This is a genomic window from Stenotrophomonas acidaminiphila, from assembly GCF_014109845.1.
Classification (GTDB): Bacteria; Pseudomonadota; Gammaproteobacteria; order Xanthomonadales; family Xanthomonadaceae; genus Stenotrophomonas; species Stenotrophomonas acidaminiphila.
This window is the reverse complement of sequence record NZ_CP043567.1, coordinates 1,870,103-1,887,129: the sequence shown is the minus strand read 5'-3', so window position 1 is coordinate 1,887,129 and position 17,027 is coordinate 1,870,103. Positions and strand designations below refer to the sequence as shown.

Genomic DNA, 17,027 nt, shown 5'->3' with positions numbered 1-17,027 from the left:
GGGATGGCGGACGTCATCACCCGGCATCCACGCCCCCGCGCGCGGAACACCCCGGCGCGGGGTGTTCCGCACACCTCGCCGCCTCAGTGCAGGCGGTACTCGAACTGCACGGCCACTTCCCGGCCCACCGGGCTGTAGACGTCGTAGAAGTACGGGAAGCTGCTGTTGGTCTCGTCGTGCGGGTGCAGGCTGTTGAACACGTTGTTGACGTACAGCTTCAACGCCGCCTTGTCGGTGATCTGCCGGCCGAGGTTGGCATTCCACAGGAAGTGCACGCCGGTGCGGCCGACGCCGCCGTACTTGGGCAGGCTGCCGTAGCGGGTGCCGAACACGCCGGCCGACCAGTCGCCCAGCCGCCAGTCCACGCCGGTGGTGATGCGGCTGCGGAAATCCAGGTTGTCCGGGTCGTCGCGCCAGTCCTTCTGCACCGCGTCGGTGGCCTGCACCTGGCGTTCGGAGGCCAGCGTGTGCGACCAGTTCAGGCGCAGGTTGTAGCGCCCCAGCCGCGCCGTCTGCAGCCGCCAGTTGAGCCCGGCGTCGATGCCGGCCACGCGACGGTACGACTGGTTGATCGGCAGCGAACGGATCTCGGTGACGCGGCCGATGCCCTGGCCCTCCTCGGGGGTACGCGTGACCAGGCTGGTGACCAGCTGGCAGTAGCCCGAACCGGCGGCGAACTCGAACGGCTGGCCGTTGAGCTTCACGCCGGTGCGGCAGCCGGCCTCGCCCTCCAGGATCTCGGCATTGGCCATGCGCTCGAGCGCGCCGTTGAGCTCGATGTTCCAGTAGTCGGCATTGACCGCCAGCCCGTCGGCGATGTCCCACACCACGCCGGCGCTCCACGATTTGCCGGTCTCCTCTTCCAGTGCCGGATCGCCACGGGTGACCGAGAACATCGAATAGCTGTAGCCCGAACACCCCGGGTTGGCGCCGCCGTCGATGCAGCGCCACGGGTCGACGCTGGTGCCGTAGCTGCCGCTGCCCTCGCTGAACACCCAGTGCATGTCCGGCGCCTTGAAGCTGGTGGCGTAGCTGGCGCGCGCCAGCAGCGATTCGAACGGGCGCCATTCCAGGCCGGCATTCCAGGTCTTGGCGTCATTGACGTCGGTCACGTCGTCGTACTTGTCGAAGCGGCCGGCCAGGCTCGCCCTCAGCGTATCCACGATGGGAATGCTGAACTCGATGCCGGCTGCGTAACGGTCGCGCTCGCCGCCGCCGTTGGTACCGGTCAGGTTGTACAGCTGCACCACGCCCGGCTGCACCCGCGGGTCGCTGTCCAGCGCGTAGCCCTGGCGGCTGGCTTCCATCACCACCGCCATTCCCAGCGGCCCGGCCGGCAGCTCGAACAGGTCACCGGTGAGCACGAAGCTGCCGGTGGTCACCCACGACTCGGCCTCGTAACGGGCCAGGGTGGAGATCGAGGCGTACTCCTGCGGCGTCAGCGGCCGCAGCCAGCGATCGAGGTTCAGCTGGTGGATCGGCACGCCCTTGGACGTGCTGCCCAGCTGGGGGCCGAAGAAGAAATCGTTGACCAGGTTGCCGACCATGCGCCGGCGGGTGCGCTCGAAGTCGTATTCGGCGCGGCTCAGGGTCGCATCCCAGTCGAAGCGCTCGGCCAGGCGCCCGCGCAGGCCCACGGCCAGGTCCACCGAGCGCTCCTTGTAGTGCTGGTTCATCTCCGCCACGCCGCCCAGGTCCACCGGCGACAGATAGCGGGTCGGGGCGATCACCGCGCCGAACTGCGGGTCGTAGAAGTCGCCGCGGCGTCCCACGCCATCGGTATGCGGGCCGGTGATGCTCTCGAAGCCGCCCAGCGATTCGGCCTTTGAATCCCACACCTGCAGCGATGCCCAGGCCTGCAGCGCGTCGTTGAAGTCGTAGGTGCCGAACACATAGGCGGCGGCCTCCTCCTTGCCCTTGCTCAGGTGCACGTAGCGCTCGTCGTTCCAGCTGCCACAGGCATCGCCCAGGGTCTGCACGTTGCCGCCGCTGATGCGACGGTAGGTCCAGTCGATGAACTCACCGCCCCACTTCTGGCAGGTGCCTTCCGGCAGCGCGATCAGCGGATTGCTGCTGGTGCCGCCGCGGCGGATGCGCAGCATGGCGGTGGGCTCGGCGCCGATGCGCGGGTCCGCCGCCGGATTCCGTCGCCGGTCCCAGTCGCTGCGCTGGAAACCATAGAGCAGTTCCTGTTCGTAGTACTGCAATGCGTAGGTCACGCTCCAGTCTTCGCCGCGGCGGCCACCGGTCCACTGCAGGTCGGCGCGGTCGCGCCCGCCCATCGTGCTGGTGCCGCCACGCAGCTTGAAGACGTCGCCCTCGTAGTTGCGCTTGAGCACCACATTGACCACGCCGGACACGGCATCGGCGCCGTAGATGGCCGACGCGCCGCCGGCCAGCACCTCGATGCGCTCGACCGCGCCGGAGGGGATGTTGCCGAAGTTCTGGAAGTTGCTGCGGCCACCGTAGGGAAACGGATAATCCGCCGCGCGGCGGCCGTCGATCAGCAGCAGCGAGCGTCCCGGTCCGAGGCCGCGCAGATTGAGCGGATGCGCATTGGCGGAAAAGCCCCCTGACAATTCCGTCTCCACCGCACCACCGGCCATGACCAGCGACTCCAGCGCCTCGAACACGGTGGCATGGCCTTCGTTCTCGATCTGCTGGGCCGAGATCACCATCACCGGCGACGGCCCCTCCACCTCGGCGCGCTTGATGCGCGAACCGGTGACCTGCACGGTCGACAGCTCCTGGGTTTCGGCGGGCTGGGCCGCCGCGGCCGGCGGCGACGGCCGCGACGACGGTGCGGGCGCAGCCGCGCGCGCGATGGTGATCACGCCACCGCGGGTGCTGCGATGGACCAGCCCGGTGCCGGCCAGCAGCCGGTCCAGCGCCTGCTGCACGGTGTACTGCCCGGCAAGCGCCGGCGCGGTGTGGCCGCGGACCAGGTCCGGCGGCACCATGATCTGCACGCCCGCGGTCTCGGCCAGGCGGTTGAGCGCTTCGCCCAGCGGCTGGCTGGCGACGGCGAACTGGTGGGTGGCCGCCGGTTGGGCGAAGGACGCCGGCGCCATGCCCAGCAGCGAGAGGCCCAGCGCCGTGGCCAGCGCGCTGGCGACGACGGTGCGGCCGGGACGGTTCGACGCCCGTGTGGTGTTTCTCATCTGGTTCCCCTAAGCGATGTCGGATGGCGGCCTTTGGCAGGCTCCCCTCTTCGCAGACGCAGCGCGATGCGCATCCCTCACCCCGCCGCCGCACGGTTGCGCGGGTGCCACGCCAGCGCTTACCGTCGGCGGGTCATCCGCCTTGGATTCCTTCGCGATGCCGTTCACCGCAGACCAGGTCCTGGCCATGCGATGGGAGCCGGACCACGTCCGCCACTTCCGTCCCATGCTGCTGCGCTACTTCCGCCGCCATCTGCAGCACGACGCCGACGCCGAGGACCTGGCGCAGGAGGCGCTCATCCGCCTGGCGCGCTCGCCGACACGCGTGGACAACGCCGAGGCCTACGTGCTGCGCATCGCCTCCAACCTGCTGCGCGACCGTTTCCGCCGCGACCGCAGCCACCACGCCGGACAGCACGAGCCGCTCGATGCCAGCGTGCATGAACTGCCCAGTGAGGAACCGGCCGGCTATCACGTCTACGCGGGCAGGGAGCGGCTGCAGCAGTTGCTGGCGGCATTGGACGAACTCCCACCACGCTGCCGGGAGGTATTCCTGCTGCAGCGCTACGAAGGCATGACCTATGCCGCCATCGCGCTGCAGCTCCAGGTGAGCGTGAGCGCGGTGGAAAAACACATGATGCGCGCACTGCTGCACCTGCAGTCGCGACTGGCGGAAACATGAGCAGACCGGACACTCCCGCCCACGACGGCGGCAACCCCGTGGAGCAGCAGGCGACCGCCTGGTTCGTCCGCCTGCGCGCCGACGACGCCAGCGAGCGCGACCGCCAGGCCTGGCAGCAATGGCTGCATGCCGATCCGGTGCACCGCACCGCCTATGGCCGCATCGAGGCGCTGTGGTCGTCGCTGGGCGAGTTCGCCAGCGCGCCCGAACTTGCGGCGCGGGTGCCGCGCCCGCGCGTGGCGGCGCGGCGTGCGCCGCGACGGCGACGCTGGATGGGCGCCGCGGCGGCCGCGGTGGTGCTGGCCTGCGCCGGCGGCATGGCGCTGCTGCTGCCGCCACGGGCGGTCGAGAGCACCTACCGCACCGCCATCGGCGAGCGCCGTTCGCTGCAGCTCGAGGACGGTACCCGCGTGGACCTGGACGCGGACACGCGGGTGCAGGTGCGCTACGACCCGCGCGGTCGTTCGGTGCGGCTGGACGGTGGCCGCGCGTTCTTCCGCGTGGCACGCGACAGCGAACGCCCGTTCGTGGTCCAGACCGCCGCCGGCAGCGTGCGTGCGCTGGGCACCCAGTTCGAGGTCTCGCAGCTCGGCCAGGCCGCCGACGTGACCTTGTACGAGGGCAGCGTGGAACTGCGTGGAGGCAACGACGCCGCGCGGCCCGCCGCACGCCTGGGCGTGCTGGTCCCCGGACAGCGCGCGCGCATGGCCGCGCAGCGCATGCAGGTGACGGATGCGGCGGTGGCGGCCGGCTCGGCACCGGGCTGGCTGTCCGGGCGGCTGGTGTTCAACGACACGCCACTGCCGGAAGCGGTGGCCGAGTTCGGCCGCTACAGCTTCAAGCCGGTGCTGCTGGCCGATCCGGGGCTGGCGTCCTACCGCGTCAGCGGCGTGTTCCGCGGCGAGGACGTGGACGGCTTCATCCAGGCGCTGGGCGAGGTCTACGGGATTCCCGAGCACCACACCGCCAACGGCTCGCACGTGCTCGGCAAGGCGCGCTGAGCGGACACGCCCGCGCCCATGGCACGGCGTGCGGCGGCGCCCGTCAGGCGCCGCGCGCGGGGCGGCGCAGGATGAACTCGCGGTCGCGCGTGCGCCCGACCGGAAACGCGTATTCGCCGACCGTGTCGAAACCGTGGCGGGCATAGAAGCGCTGGGCGCCGACGTTCTCCGACCAGACGCCGATCCACAGCGTGCGCGGGCCGCCTTCCAGCAGCCATTGCTCGGCCTGCGCGAACAGCGCGCCGCCCCAGCCACCGCCCTGGTGGCCGCGCAGCACGTACAGGCGCTTCAACTCACCATCGCCCGGGCGGGCGTCGGCATGCGGAAGCCCGCAGGGACCGGCGAAGGCGAAGCCGACCGGCTCGCCGCCGACCTCCAGCAGCCAGGCGGCGTAGTCGCCCGACTGCAACTGGCTGCGCTGCAGCTCCGGCGGATAGGCGGTGGCCAGGTAATCGGCCAGGTCCTGCGGCGGGTACAGGTGGCCGAACGTCTCCACGAAGGTACGCTCGGCCAGCGCGCACAGCACGCCGGCGTCGTCGGGCGATGCGCGACGGATGACGCCGGCCATCGGCCGCTCAGCCCTTGGCCGGCTGCGGACGCACCTGCACGTGCACTTCGGCCAGCTGCGCGTCGGCGATCGGCGACGGCGCGTCGGTCATCAGGCACTGCGCACCGGTGGTCTTCGGGAACGGGATCACGTCGCGGATCGACTCGGTGCCGGCCATCAGCGCGGCGATGCGGTCGATGCCGAAGGCGATGCCGCCGTGCGGCGGCGCGCCGTAGTTGAGCGCGTCCAGCAGGAAGCCGAACTTGGCGCGCGCCTCCTCGGCACCGATGCCGAGCAGTTCGAACACCGCGCTCTGCATCTCCGGGCGGTGGATGCGGATCGAACCGCCGCCGATCTCGTTGCCGTTGAGCACCATGTCGTAACCGCGCGACACCGCGGTCCGGGCATTGGCGCGCAGGTCGGCCACGTCGTCCACCGCCGGCGCGGTGAAGGGGTGATGCAGGGCCACGTAGCGCTGCTCCTCGTCGTCCCACTCGAACATCGGGAAGTCGGTGACCCACAGCGGACGCCAGCCTTCAGTGACCAGGCCGAAGTCCCTGCCGGCCTTCAGCCGCAGCGCGCCCATGAAGTCGGAGACCTTGTTGTAGCCGCCGGCGCCGAAGAACACGATGTCGCCGTTGCCGGCGCCGACGTGGGCGACCAGCGCGGCGAATGCCGCTTCGCTGAAGAACTTCTGGATCGGCGAGCTGACCTCGCCGTTGTCGGCGATCTTGATGTAGGCCAACCCCTTGGCGCCGTACTTGGCGGCATGGGCGGCGTACTCGTCGATCTGCTTGCGGCTCAGCGACGCGCCACCGGGGATGCGCAGCGCGGCCACGCGGCCATCGGCGTCATTGGCCGGGCCGGTGAACACGGCGAACCCGCTGTCCTTGACCAGCGCGGCGACGTCCACCAGCTCCAGGCCGATGCGCAGGTCCGGCTTGTCCGAGCCGTAGCGGCGCATGGCTTCGGCCCAGGTCATGCGCGGGAACTGCGCGTCGAGTTCGACGTCGACCACTTCCTTGAAGATCGAACGGATCATGTCCTCGACGAAGTCCTGCACGTCGCGCTCGCGCACGAAGGCGAACTCCATGTCCAGCTGGGTGAACTCGAGCTGGCGGTCGGCCCGCAGGGCCTCGTCGCGGAAGCAGCGCGCGATCTGGTAGTAGCGGTCGAAGCCGGCCACCATCAGGATCTGCTTGAACAGCTGCGGGCTCTGCGGCAGCGCGTAGAACTCGCCCGGGTGCATGCGCGCCGGCACCAGGAAGTCGCGCGCGCCTTCCGGGGTGGCCTTGGTCAGGATCGGGGTCTCGATGTCCTGGAAGCCGCGCGCGTCCAGGTGGCGGCGCAGCGCCTGCACCAGCTTGATGCGGGTGCGCTGCATGCGCTGCATCTCCGGACGGCGCAGGTCCAGGTAACGGTACTTCAGGCGGGTGTCCTCGCCCGGGTTCTCGTGGGCGTGGAACGGCAGCGGCGCGGCCTTGTTGAGCACGGTGATGCGGCTGGCGATCACTTCCACCCTGCCGGTGCGCATCTTGTCGTTGACCGCGTGGCGGGCACGCACCACGCCTTCGACCTGGAGCACGTCCTCGTAGCCCAGCGACGCGGCCACCGCGAACACCTCGGCGTTGTCGATCTCCACCGTTACTTGCACGATGCCTTCATGATCGCGCAGATCGATGAAGCAGACGCCGCCCTGGTTGCGGGCAACGTCGGTCCAGCCGGCAAGGGTCACGGTTTGGCCGATCAGGGTCTCGTCGACCAGGCCGCAGAAGTGGGTACGCATGGAAAGCTCCGCAGGGGAATACCGGCACGGGAGGGTGCCGGCGAGCCGGCTATTTTGCGGCCGGCCGGCGAGCGGAGCAAATCCGCGGCGCAGTCACGCCCGCTTAAGCCAGACTCTTCCTATAGTTCGCCCATCCAAACCTGAACAGGGACGCTGCCATGAACCGCCCGCTTCTGCTCGCCGGACTCACCGCCCTCCTGCCCGGCGCCCTGCTCGCCACCAGCGCCGCCGCGCAGTCGCCCTATGGCAACGGCCCCGGCACCGTGGCGGCGGTGCGCTGCGAGAGCGTCAACAACCGCCAGCAGGTCTGCAATACCGGCTGGCGCGACGCCATCATCGTCCGCCAGCTGTCCAGCACCCGCTGCATCGAGGGACAGAACTGGGGCAGCCGCGACGGCACGGTGTGGGTCGGCAACGGCTGCCGCGCCGACTTCGGCCCGGGCCGCGGCGGCTGGAGCAACGGCGGCGGCAACGGCAACTGGGGCGGCAACGGCGACACCATCCGCTGCGAGAGCAACGACAACCGCCAGCGCGTGTGCAACACCGGCTGGCGCGGCGCGGTGCTGGTGCGCCAGCTGTCCAACACCCAGTGCGTGGAAGGCCGCAACTGGGGCAGCGGCAACGGCAGCGTGTGGGTCGACAATGGCTGCCGCGCCGAGTTCGCCGAAGGCCGCGGCGGCGGCGGCTGGGGCGGTGGCAATGCCGGCAACGGCCAGACCATCCGCTGCGAGAGCAACGACAACCGCCAGCGCGTGTGCCGCACCGACTGGCGCCGCGCCACGCTGGTGCGGCAGCTGTCCAAGTCGCAATGCATCGAAGGCCGCAGCTGGGGCAGCAGCAACGGCGCGGTCTGGGTCAGCGACGGCTGCCGCGCCGAGTTCGCCGAAGGCCGCGGAGGCGGCTGGGGCGGCGGTGGCAATGGCAACTGGGGCGGCTCCAACTACAGCATCGAATGCAGCAGCGACGACAACCGCATGCGCTCCTGCGCCTGGGAACGCCGCCAGGGCCGCCCGGTACTGATCCAGCAGTTGTCCCGGACCCAGTGCGTGGAAGGCCGCAACTGGGGCTACAACGGCAACAGCGTATGGGTGAACGGCGGCTGCCGCGCGCGCTTCGGCGCACGCTGAGGGCCGCTGTCGGGCTGGAACCGAAGGGCGCCGGTCAGGCGCCCTTTTCCGTGGTGGCGGCGTCGGCGCCCCACGGCGGCGGCGGTGCGTCCACCGGGCGGGTGAGGTCGAACTCGACCTGGAACAGGCGCCCGTCCGGTCGCGACAGCTCGTACAGGAAGCGCCGCCCCGGCTCGACTTCCATCGCCCAGGTGTTGCGCACCGACCCGGCCAGGCCCTCGCGCTCGAACATCGCCACGGACTCGGCGTCCACCGGGAACGCCTGCCGCAGCGCGGTACCCGCCTCACGGGTATCGCCGCCATAGAGGGTGACCTTGTCCGGGCTGCCATCGGCATGGCGGTGATCGTGCTTGAGCCGCAGGCGATCGCCGACGCGGGTCAGCACCCAGGTCCGCGAACGGTCCTCGCCGACATGGAACGGCACGCGCAGCTCCTGCGCCGGCGCATCGCACCCGCGCACGTGCATCACCAGCGCCTGGCCTTCGAAGGGATCGGGCGTGGCGCTCACCGGCTGGTTGGCGACCACGCGGCCGGCGAAGGCCTGCCCGCAATGCTGGGCCAGGGCCGCCAGGAACCCGGCAGCGCCGGTATCGGCGGCGGAGGGCGCCGGTGCCGCGATGGACACCGAAGGAGCGAGCAACAGCGGCAGGAGACCTGCGAGGAAAGAGCGCTTCATGCCCCGACCCTAACCGCTGCATCCGGTGGCGGCAAGCCGCGCCGGCCCGTCACCGCGGCGGCGGCAGCTCGCGCAGCAGCGGGCTGCTGGCGGCCAGTTGCGCGCGCAGCACCGGCGCCGCCCGCGCCGATTCCTGCTCGCCACGCCCGCCGGCCGCGGCCAGCGCCCTGGCCAGGGCCAGCCGCCAGCGCGCCGTCCGCGCCGAATCGGCACCGGACAGGCGCGCGCTCGCGGCCACCACCTCGCGCCATGCAGCGACGGCCGCCGCATCGCCTTCGCGCTGCAGCACCATGGCCTGCAGCACCTGCTGGCGCAGTGCGGTCTCCGGACTGGCCGCCGCGGCCCCGGCGGCTACCGCCGCCAGCGCCGCGCGGGCGTCGTCGCGGCGGTCCTTCAACAGCAGCCATTCCGCCCAGCCCTGGCGCACGCGCAGGCCATTGGCGCTGCCGGCGGGGATCCGCGGCAACCACGCCGCATGCGCATGCCGCACCAGCGCATCGCCTTCGGCGTGGCCGTGGCGGGCCAGCAACAACCCCAGCTGCAATTCCAGGTCGAGCGTGTCCGGGTGCCCGTCGCCGATCGCCGCGCGGCGTACCGCCAGCGCCTCGCGCCACGCCGCCTCGGCGGCTGCCGGGTCGTCACGGGCCTCGGCCAGCTGCGCGGCCGTTTCCAGCATCGCCGAGTAGTTGAAACTGTCCTTGCCCATCACCTCGGCCGACAGCCGCAGCGCGGTACGCACATGCCCGTCGGCCCGCAGGTAGTCGCCCTTGCGGATCAGCGCACCGGCCAGGCGGTTGTTTTCGCTGACGTAGTACACGCTGCGCTCGCCGAAGATGCGCGGCGCGCGCACCAGATTGGCCTCGAACGCGGCGATGGCCTCGTCCAGCCGCCCCTGGTCGAGCAGCACCAGGCTGCGCTCGCTGTGGCTGGACCAGTAGTCGAACGACGTCGGCCCGAACATGCGCAGGAAGATCGGCGTCGAACGCTCGAACATCGCCGCCGCCGCGGCCAGTTCGCCCTTGCGCCGGTACATCATGCCGAGGTTGTCCAGGGTCACGCCGATGAACTGCTCGCGGCGCGCCAGTTCATGCCGCTGCAATGCCTGCCTGAAGGCCGCCTCCGCTTCGTCGTAGCGCTGCTCGGACAGCAGCGACAGCCCCAGCGAGTTGTAGGACTGGGCGACCCGGAAGCTGTCCGCCGGCTGCTGCCCGAGCAGGGCCAGGGCGCGCCGCGCCAGCGCCTCGCCCTCGCGGCCGTCGCGGTTGTTGGCATGGCTGCCGGCCAGCAGGTTGAACTGGCGTGCGGCCTCGTCGATGTTGCGCGCGCCACCGCGCGCGGCCAGCGCCTCGGCAGAGGCGCGCATCATCGGGTTGGCGCGCTTCAGGTCGCCCATGTTGCGGTAGGCCAGCCCGATCACGCCCTTGAGCCGGGCCTGCACCTCGGGCGATGCCTCCAGTTCGGCGTCCACCCGCGCCGCGGCGCGGTCGAGCACCTCGCGTGCGCTGATGTCGTCGCCGGCACGCGCGCCCTTTTCGCGCGGGTCGGCGGCTTCGAACATCGACACCAGGAACGCGCTCACCTGTTCGGCGACCTGCGCCTGGCGCTCGGCCTCGGCGCGGGCCTCGGCCAGCCAGCAGACGAAAGCGGCCACCAGCAGCAGGACACCGGCCAGCGCCGCGGCGCCCTTCCAGCTGCGCCGCAGCCAGCGCCCGCCGCGGTAGAACCCGCCGCCGCCGCGGGCCAGCACCGGCCGGTGCTCGAGGTAGCGGCGGACATCGGCCGCGAGCGCCTCGACCGAGGCGTAGCGCGCCGGCGCCGCGGCGGCCACGGCGCGCATGGCGATCGCGTCCAGGTCGCCGCGCAACGCGCCGCGCCAGGCGCAGCGCGCATCGGCCAGGCGGCTCGGCGGCAATGGCGCCTGCCCCGCCGCCGGGCCGCGCGCGGCATCCTGCGCGGCCAGCAGCCCGGCCAGCACGATGCCCAGGCTGTAGACGTCGCTGGCCATGCCCTCGGGTTCGCCCGCGCGCAGCTCGGGCGCCGCATAGCCGGGGGTGAAGAACGGCTGGCGGCCCGGGCTGCCGTCGTTCTCGATCAGCCGCGCGATGCCGAAGTCCAGCAGTACCGGCTCGCCATCGGCACGCACCAGGATGTTGGCCGGCTTGAGGTCGCAGTGCAGCACCAGCCGCGCATGCGCGGCCTGCACCGCCGCGCACACCTTCAGGAACAGCGCCAGCCGCTGGCGCAGGTCGAGGCGATGTTGCCGGCAATGGACGTCCAGCGCCTGGCCGCGGACGTACTCCATCACCAGATAGGGCTGGCCACCGGGCGTGGTGCCGCCGTCGTACAGGCGCGCGATGTTGGGGTGCTGCAGCCCGGCGAGGATGCGCCGCTCCGCGGCGAGGCGCTCGGCGATGCGCGGATCGGGCGCGGCATGCAGGACCTTGATCGCCACCTCCTGCGCGTACAGGCCGTCGGCGCGCTCGGCGCGGAACACCACGCCCATGCCGCCGCTGGCCAGGCGCTCGCACAGCCGCCACGGCCCCAGCCGCTCGCCTTCGCCCTGTTCGACCTGCGCGCCGGCCGCACGCAGGCCGCGCAGCGGCGACTGTGCGCGGGACAGGTCCACGGTCTGCGCCTGCAGCAGTTCCAGGGTTTCGGCGACCACCAACGGGTCGGCGCTCATGCGCGCCAGTTCGGTCCGCCACTGCGAGGGATGCAGGTCGCAGACCGCATCGAAAAGTTCACGCACGCGCTGCCAGTTGTCGCTATCCACTCACCCGCCCCGGTCGACATGCCGCCCATGGTGCGGCGGCTCCCCGGAGCGGATCATAGCCGCAGCGCGCGGCCTAGCCGGAAGGCGGCCGGGCGGCGTCGATCACCGCCGGCTCGGCGCTGCGTGGCGGCACCGGCGCCGGCCCGGCCACCGCCACGTCGTGCGCGGCGTCCTTGCCCAGCGGATCCACGCTCAGCGGCGCGCGCAGCACCAGCGACGGCAGCAGCGTGTTCAACGCCGCATACAGCAGCAGCGCGCCGTACAGCACCGCCGGGGCGTCGAAGCGTTCGCGCATGATGCCGGCCAGCACCAGGGTGAAGATCAGGGTCGGCGACAGCGCCAGCGACACCCGCAGGCTGGACATGAAACTCTCGCCGAACAGCACCCGCCGCTGCAGCCAGACCACCGCGATGCGCAGCGGCAGCACCACCAGGGTGATCACCACGCCCAGCCCCAGCGCCTCGAAGCTGAGCGCGTCGCCGGGCACCTTGGTGCCGGCGTTGAAGAAATAGAACGGAACGAAGAACGAGGCGAACAGGCGCAGCGCGTGCAGGTTCTCGTGCGAGGCCAGCAGCGGCATGCGCTGCTGCAGCAGGCGCGCGACCAGCCCGGCGATGAAGGCGCCCACCAGGTAGTACACGCCCAGCGAATAGGTGATGTAGGCCGCGAGCAGGCCGACCATCACCAGCAGCGAGAACTCCGAGCCCGGCGCATGCGGCGCCACCCAGCGGCCAAGGCCGACGAACAGCAGCGGCAGGCCCACCATCATCGCCAGCAGCACCAGGCTGGACAGCGCCATGTGCGCGGGATCGCCGGCCTGCAGCACCACGAACAGCGCCGCCAGCGCCAGCAGTTCGCCGGCGATGGCCTTGCTGCTCACCCAGAACCGTTCCGCCTCGTCCAGGCCCAGGCGCGCGAGCGAATCCATGATGAAGCCGGTCGACGGGGTCAGCAGCGCCAGCGCCAGCAGGCCCGCCGCCTGCCACTGCAGGCCGCCATAGCGCCACCCCAGCCAGGCCACGCCGGCCAGGGTCAGGCTGCGGATCAGCAGGTGCACCAGCAATGGCCACATGCCGCGCCGCAGGTCCTTCAGGTCCACCTCGAGGCCGGCGAACAGGAACAACGAGGAAATGCCCAGCGTGGCCAGCAGCCCCACCACCGGGTCGTGCGCGCCATCGCCCAGCCACAGCATCACGCCGATGCCGAACACCAGGCAGGTCAGCGGCGCCGGTACGCAGAAGCGCTGCAGTGCGCGCGGAATCACCAGCAGCGCGAAGATCAACAACAGGTAGACCAGCTCGCGGCTCATGCGCCCGGTTTCCTTTCCCCAACTGGCGCACAGGGTACACGTGCCGCTGCCGCCGACGCACCGCCGCGGCTCAGCCCAGGTGCGCGGCCGCCCGTTCGCCGACCCGGCGCAGGATGCCATCGCGGCCCGCGTCGTCCAGCGTGGACCCCTGCAGGAAAGCAGCCAGCACCCACGGCGTACCGCCGCGCCGCGGCCACAGCACGGCAATGTCGTTGCTGGTGTCGCGGCCGTTGCTGCCGGTCTTGTCGGCCAGTTGCCGGCGCGCGGCCAGCGCCAGCGCATCGCCAAGCACGAAGCGCTGCAGGTTGCCGGCCATCGCCGCCGGGCTGGTGGTGTCGCGCGGATCGTCCGCCGCGAAGCGGTTGGCGTCCGGCTCGTAGCGCGCCGCCAGGGTGACCGCATCGCCCTGCGCGCGCAGGAAGGCGGTAAGCCCGGCCGGCCCGCCGACCAGCGGCAGCAGCAGGTTGGCCGCGGCGTTGTCGCTGGTGGTCAGGGTCGCCCGGCACAGGTCGCGCACGCCCAGGTCCTTGCCGACATGGCGCGCGCTCACCGGCGAATGGGCGAGCAGGTCTGCCGCCCGCACCGGTACCCGCTGGTCCAGCGACAGCGCGCCGCGCCCGGCCCGCTCCAGGACCGCGGCCGCCAGCAGGAACTTGAAGGTGCTGCACATCGGGAAACGTTCGTCCATGCGCTGGCCGAAACGCGCGCCGCTGGCCGGATGCCACAGGCACACGCCCAGGCGCCCCCCGCTTTCGGCCTCCAGTGCGGCAAAACCGGCCGCAGGCGCGGGCACGGCGCGGGCCAGCAGGGGCACGGCGGCAATGCCGGCACACGCGGCACCGCCGAGGGCGAGAAACTGGCGGCGGTCGATCATGCTGGCGCGCTCCGTGGGTGTGGATGAGCGCGATTATCGGAAGCGGCGACCGCGCTCGACCAGCGCGAAAAACCAGCGGAAGCCATTATATAAACAAGGGTCAAAGCCCCGATTTCCGTACCCAGACCGGGAATAATGCGACCACCCATCACCGGTCGTTATGGCTCTGGCATGATCCGCCCCCAGCTTCCGCTCAACGCCCTGCGCGCCTTCGAGGCCGCCGCACGCCACCTCAATTTCACCCGCGCGGCGCTGGAGCTGTGCGTCAGCCAGGCCGCGCTGAGCCACCAGATCCGCAGCCTGGAAGAGCGCCTGCAGGTCACGCTGTTCCATCGCCTGCCGCGCGGGGTGGCGCTCACCGACGAAGGCGCGGCGCTGCACCCGGTGCTCACCGAGGCCTTCGACCGTATCGCCATCGCCCTGGACCGCTTCGCCGGCGGCCGCTTCCGCGAGGTGCTGACGGTGGGCGTGGTCGGGACCTTCGCCACCGGCTGGCTGCTGCCGCGGCTGGGCGATTTCGAGGCTGCGCATCCGGATATCGAGCTGCGCCTGCAGACCCACAACAACCGCATCGACCTGGCCGGTGAGGGCCTGGACCTGGCGATCCGCTTCGGCGAAGGCGACTGGCAGGGCCAGGACTGCACGCCGATCGTCGACGCGCCGTTCGCGCCGGTATGCGCGCCATTGCTGGCGCGACGCCTGCGGCAGCCCCGCGACCTGGCCGCGGTGCCGCTGCTGCGCTCCTACCGCAACGACGAATGGCCGCGCTGGCTGCAGGCGGCCGGGGTGGCCGGGGTGGAGCCACGCGGCCCGGTGTTCGACTCCTCGCTGGCACTGGCCAGCGCCGCCGCCGCGGGCGCCGGGGTGGCGCTGCTGCCGCTGCGCATGTTCGAGCAGGACCTGGCCGACGGCCGCCTGCTGCAGCCCTTCGCGCAGACCCTGGTGCTGGGACGCTACTGGCTCACCCGGCTGCGCTCGCGCGCCGAACGCGAGCCGCTCAGGCGTTTCCGCCTGTGGCTGCAGGCGCAGGGCCAGGCGTAGCCGCCGGCCCGCGCCCACGCGGCACGCCCTAGTCGAGCAGCTCCATCCACGCCGCTTCGGCCTGCTCCAGCTGCTGCGCGAGCACGTCGCGCTCGCCGCCGAGCCGGGTCATCTTTGCCGCATCGGCGTAGTTGGCCGGATCGGCCAGATGGCGGTCGATATCGGCCAGCGCCACGCCCAGCTGCTCGACCTTCTTCTCGGCTGCTTCCAGCTTGTGCGGGTTGACCGGCTTCTTCGCCGGCGCCGACTGCGCGGCCACCGGCGCAGGCGCCGGTTCGGCCGGCTTTGCGCCCTTGTCGGCGCGGTCGGCCTTGCTGCGCGCGCCCTGCGCGCTGGCGCGGGTGCGCAGCCACGCGGCGTACTCGTCGAGGTCGCCGGCGAACGGCTCGACCACGCCGTCGGCCACGCGCCAGAAGGTGTCGCAGACCAGGCCGATCAGGTGGCGGTCGTGCGACACCATGACGATGGCGCCCTCGAACACGCTCAGGGCCTCGGCCAGCGCCTCGCGCATTTCAAGATCGAGGTGGTTGGTCGGTTCGTCGAGCAGCAGCACGTTGGGCTGCTGCCAGGCGATCAGCGCCAGCGCCAGGCGCGCGCGCTCGCCGCCGGAGAAGCCGTCCACCGGCTCGAACGCGCGGTCGCCGGGGAAGTTCCACTTGCCGAGGAAGTCGCGGAAATTCTGGTTGACGCCGTCCGGGTCGATCTCGCGGAAGTGGTCCATCGGCGTGGCGCCCTCGCGCAGCGACTCCACCGTGTGCTGGGCGAAATACCCGATCTTCATGTCCGGGTGCGCGCTGCGCTCGCCGGCCAGCGGCGGCAGGTCGCCCACCAGGGTCTTGACCAGGGTGGTCTTGCCGGCGCCGTTCGGGCCGAGCAGGCCCACGCGCTGGCCGGCCTCCAGGCCGAAGCCGACGTCCTTCAGGATCACCGCGTCCTGGCCATAGCCGGCCTCGACGTGGTTCAGGCGGATCAGCGAGAACGGCAGCTTGGCCGGCTCGGAGAACTCGATGCGGAACTCGCGCTCGGCGCGCACCGCCTCGGTGCCGGTCATCTTGGCCAGGCGCTTCATGCGGCTCTGCGCCTGGGTGGCCTTGCTGGCCTGCGCCTTGAAGCGGTCGATGAAGCTCTGCAGGTGGGCGCGTTCGGCCTGCTCCTTCTCGTGCGCGATCTGCTGCTGGCGCAGGTGTTCGGCACGCTGGCGCTCGAAGTCGGTATAGCCGCCGGTGTACAGCCGCGCGGTGCCGCCGTGCAGGTGCAGGGTGTGGGTGGCGACGTTGTCCAGGAACTCGCGGTCGTGCGAGATCAGCAGCAGCGTGCCCGGGTATTTGAGCAGCCACTGTTCAAGCCAGTACACCGCGTCCAGGTCGAGGTGGTTGGTCGGTTCGTCGAGCAGCAGCAGGTCGCTGGGCATCATCAGCGCGCGCGCCAGGTTCAGGCGCGCACGCCAGCCACCGGAGAACGCGGCCACCGGGCGGCCGTGGGTCTCGGCCGGGAAGCCCAGGCCATGCAGCAGCTTGCCGGCCCGCGCCTCGGCGTCATAGGCGCCCAGTTCGGCCATCTTCTGGTGCGCGTCGGCGACGGCTTCCCAGTCCTCGCGCGCGGTCGCGGCGGCTTCCTCGGCCAGCACCGCGGCCACCACATCGTCGCCGCCCAGCACGAAATCGATGGCGCGGTCGGGCAGCGCCGGGGTTTCCTGGGCCACGTCGGCGATGCGGATCCTGCCCGGCAGCGACACATCCCCCTTGTCGGCTTCCAGTTCGCCGCGCACGGCGGCGAACAGGCTGGACTTGCCGGCGCCGTTGCGCCCGACCACGCCCACGCGGTAGCCGGCATGCAGGGTGAGGTCGACGTTGGACAACAGCAGGCGCTCGCCCCGGCGCAGGGCGAAATTACGAAGGGAAATCATGAGGGGGTCCGTTATAACGAAAAGGAATGTACACCTGAGCAACATTCCTGCGACGCGATTCTAGCGTTAACGAATACTTGACTGACGCTTCCCTCGCATCGGTTTCGTGCCGGGATGCCCTCCCCCGAACCCCGCCGGGTGCCA

11 protein-coding genes and 2 pseudogenes are annotated in these 17,027 nt (G+C 71.3%); 5 read left to right on the top strand and 8 right to left on the bottom strand.

Features of this window, described 5'->3' with window-relative positions; all coding sequences use genetic code 11:
* Positions 1–83 precede the first annotated feature (83 nt).
* Complete coding sequence (locus F0P95_RS08620; protein ID WP_182336597.1) at positions 84–3,161, bottom strand: TonB-dependent receptor; 3,078 nt, start codon at positions 3,159–3,161, stop codon at positions 84–86.
* 157 nt (positions 3,162–3,318) lie between these two features.
* On the opposite strand from F0P95_RS08620, the gene F0P95_RS08615 reads away from it, so the two are divergent.
* Both F0P95_RS08615 and F0P95_RS08610 read left to right on the top strand, forming a co-directional pair.
* Positions 3,319–3,843 carry an RNA polymerase sigma factor gene (locus tag F0P95_RS08615; RefSeq protein WP_182336595.1) on the top strand — a complete coding sequence of 175 codons (525 nt, stop codon included), beginning with the start codon at positions 3,319–3,321 and terminating at the stop codon, positions 3,841–3,843.
* Complete coding sequence (locus F0P95_RS08610; protein ID WP_182336593.1) at positions 3,840–4,844, top strand: FecR family protein; 1,005 nt, start codon at positions 3,840–3,842, stop codon at positions 4,842–4,844. The genes F0P95_RS08615 and F0P95_RS08610 overlap by 4 nt, the downstream gene beginning before the upstream one ends.
* Before the next feature lie 43 nt (positions 4,845–4,887).
* Here F0P95_RS08610 and F0P95_RS08605 read toward each other — a convergent pair whose 3' ends face one another.
* Positions 4,888–5,412: a GNAT family N-acetyltransferase gene (locus tag F0P95_RS08605; RefSeq protein WP_182336591.1), complete on the bottom strand. Its 525-nt coding sequence runs from the start codon at positions 5,410–5,412 to the stop codon at positions 4,888–4,890.
* A gap of 7 nt (positions 5,413–5,419) precedes the next feature.
* Positions 5,420–7,177: an aspartate--tRNA ligase gene (gene aspS / locus F0P95_RS08600; protein ID WP_182336589.1), complete on the bottom strand. Its 1,758-nt coding sequence runs from the start codon at positions 7,175–7,177 to the stop codon at positions 5,420–5,422.
* 158 nt (positions 7,178–7,335) lie between these two features.
* Between aspS and F0P95_RS17815 the strand changes: the two are divergent.
* Together F0P95_RS17815 and F0P95_RS17810 are read left to right on the top strand one after the other, a co-directional pair.
* A pseudogene (locus F0P95_RS17815) lies at positions 7,336–7,614 on the top strand (DUF3011 domain-containing protein); the annotation flags it as partial.
* 63 nt (positions 7,615–7,677) lie between these two features.
* Positions 7,678–8,304 (top strand): annotated as a pseudogene (locus tag F0P95_RS17810) (DUF3011 domain-containing protein); the annotation flags it as partial.
* Between the two features lie 34 nt (positions 8,305–8,338).
* Here F0P95_RS17810 and F0P95_RS08590 read toward each other — a convergent pair.
* The 4 genes from F0P95_RS08590 to F0P95_RS08575 form a co-directional block, all read right to left on the bottom strand.
* Positions 8,339–8,980, bottom strand: coding sequence for a hypothetical protein (locus tag F0P95_RS08590; protein ID WP_182336585.1), 642 nt, complete (start codon positions 8,978–8,980; stop codon positions 8,339–8,341).
* A 49-nt stretch (positions 8,981–9,029) separates the two neighbouring features.
* Positions 9,030–11,729 (bottom strand): serine/threonine-protein kinase, encoded by a 2,700-nt coding sequence (locus tag F0P95_RS08585; RefSeq protein WP_182336583.1) that lies wholly within the window; start codon positions 11,727–11,729, stop codon positions 9,030–9,032.
* A 97-nt stretch (positions 11,730–11,826) separates the two neighbouring features.
* Positions 11,827–13,062, bottom strand: coding sequence for a cation:proton antiporter (locus F0P95_RS08580; RefSeq protein WP_182336581.1), 1,236 nt, complete (start codon positions 13,060–13,062; stop codon positions 11,827–11,829).
* A 70-nt stretch (positions 13,063–13,132) separates the two neighbouring features.
* Entirely contained in the window at positions 13,133–13,936 is an 804-nt protein-coding gene (locus F0P95_RS08575) for a serine hydrolase (RefSeq protein WP_182336579.1), read from the bottom strand.
* Between the two features lie 171 nt (positions 13,937–14,107).
* Between F0P95_RS08575 and F0P95_RS08570 the strand changes: the two genes are divergently transcribed.
* Positions 14,108–14,977: a LysR substrate-binding domain-containing protein gene (locus F0P95_RS08570; protein ID WP_182336576.1), complete on the top strand. Its 870-nt coding sequence runs from the start codon at positions 14,108–14,110 to the stop codon at positions 14,975–14,977.
* Positions 14,978–15,005: 28 nt separating this feature from the next.
* Here F0P95_RS08570 and F0P95_RS08565 read toward each other — a convergent pair whose 3' ends face one another.
* Positions 15,006–16,883, bottom strand: coding sequence for an ABC-F family ATP-binding cassette domain-containing protein (locus tag F0P95_RS08565; protein ID WP_182336574.1), 1,878 nt, complete (start codon positions 16,881–16,883; stop codon positions 15,006–15,008).
* Between the last annotated feature and the right edge of the window lie 144 nt (positions 16,884–17,027).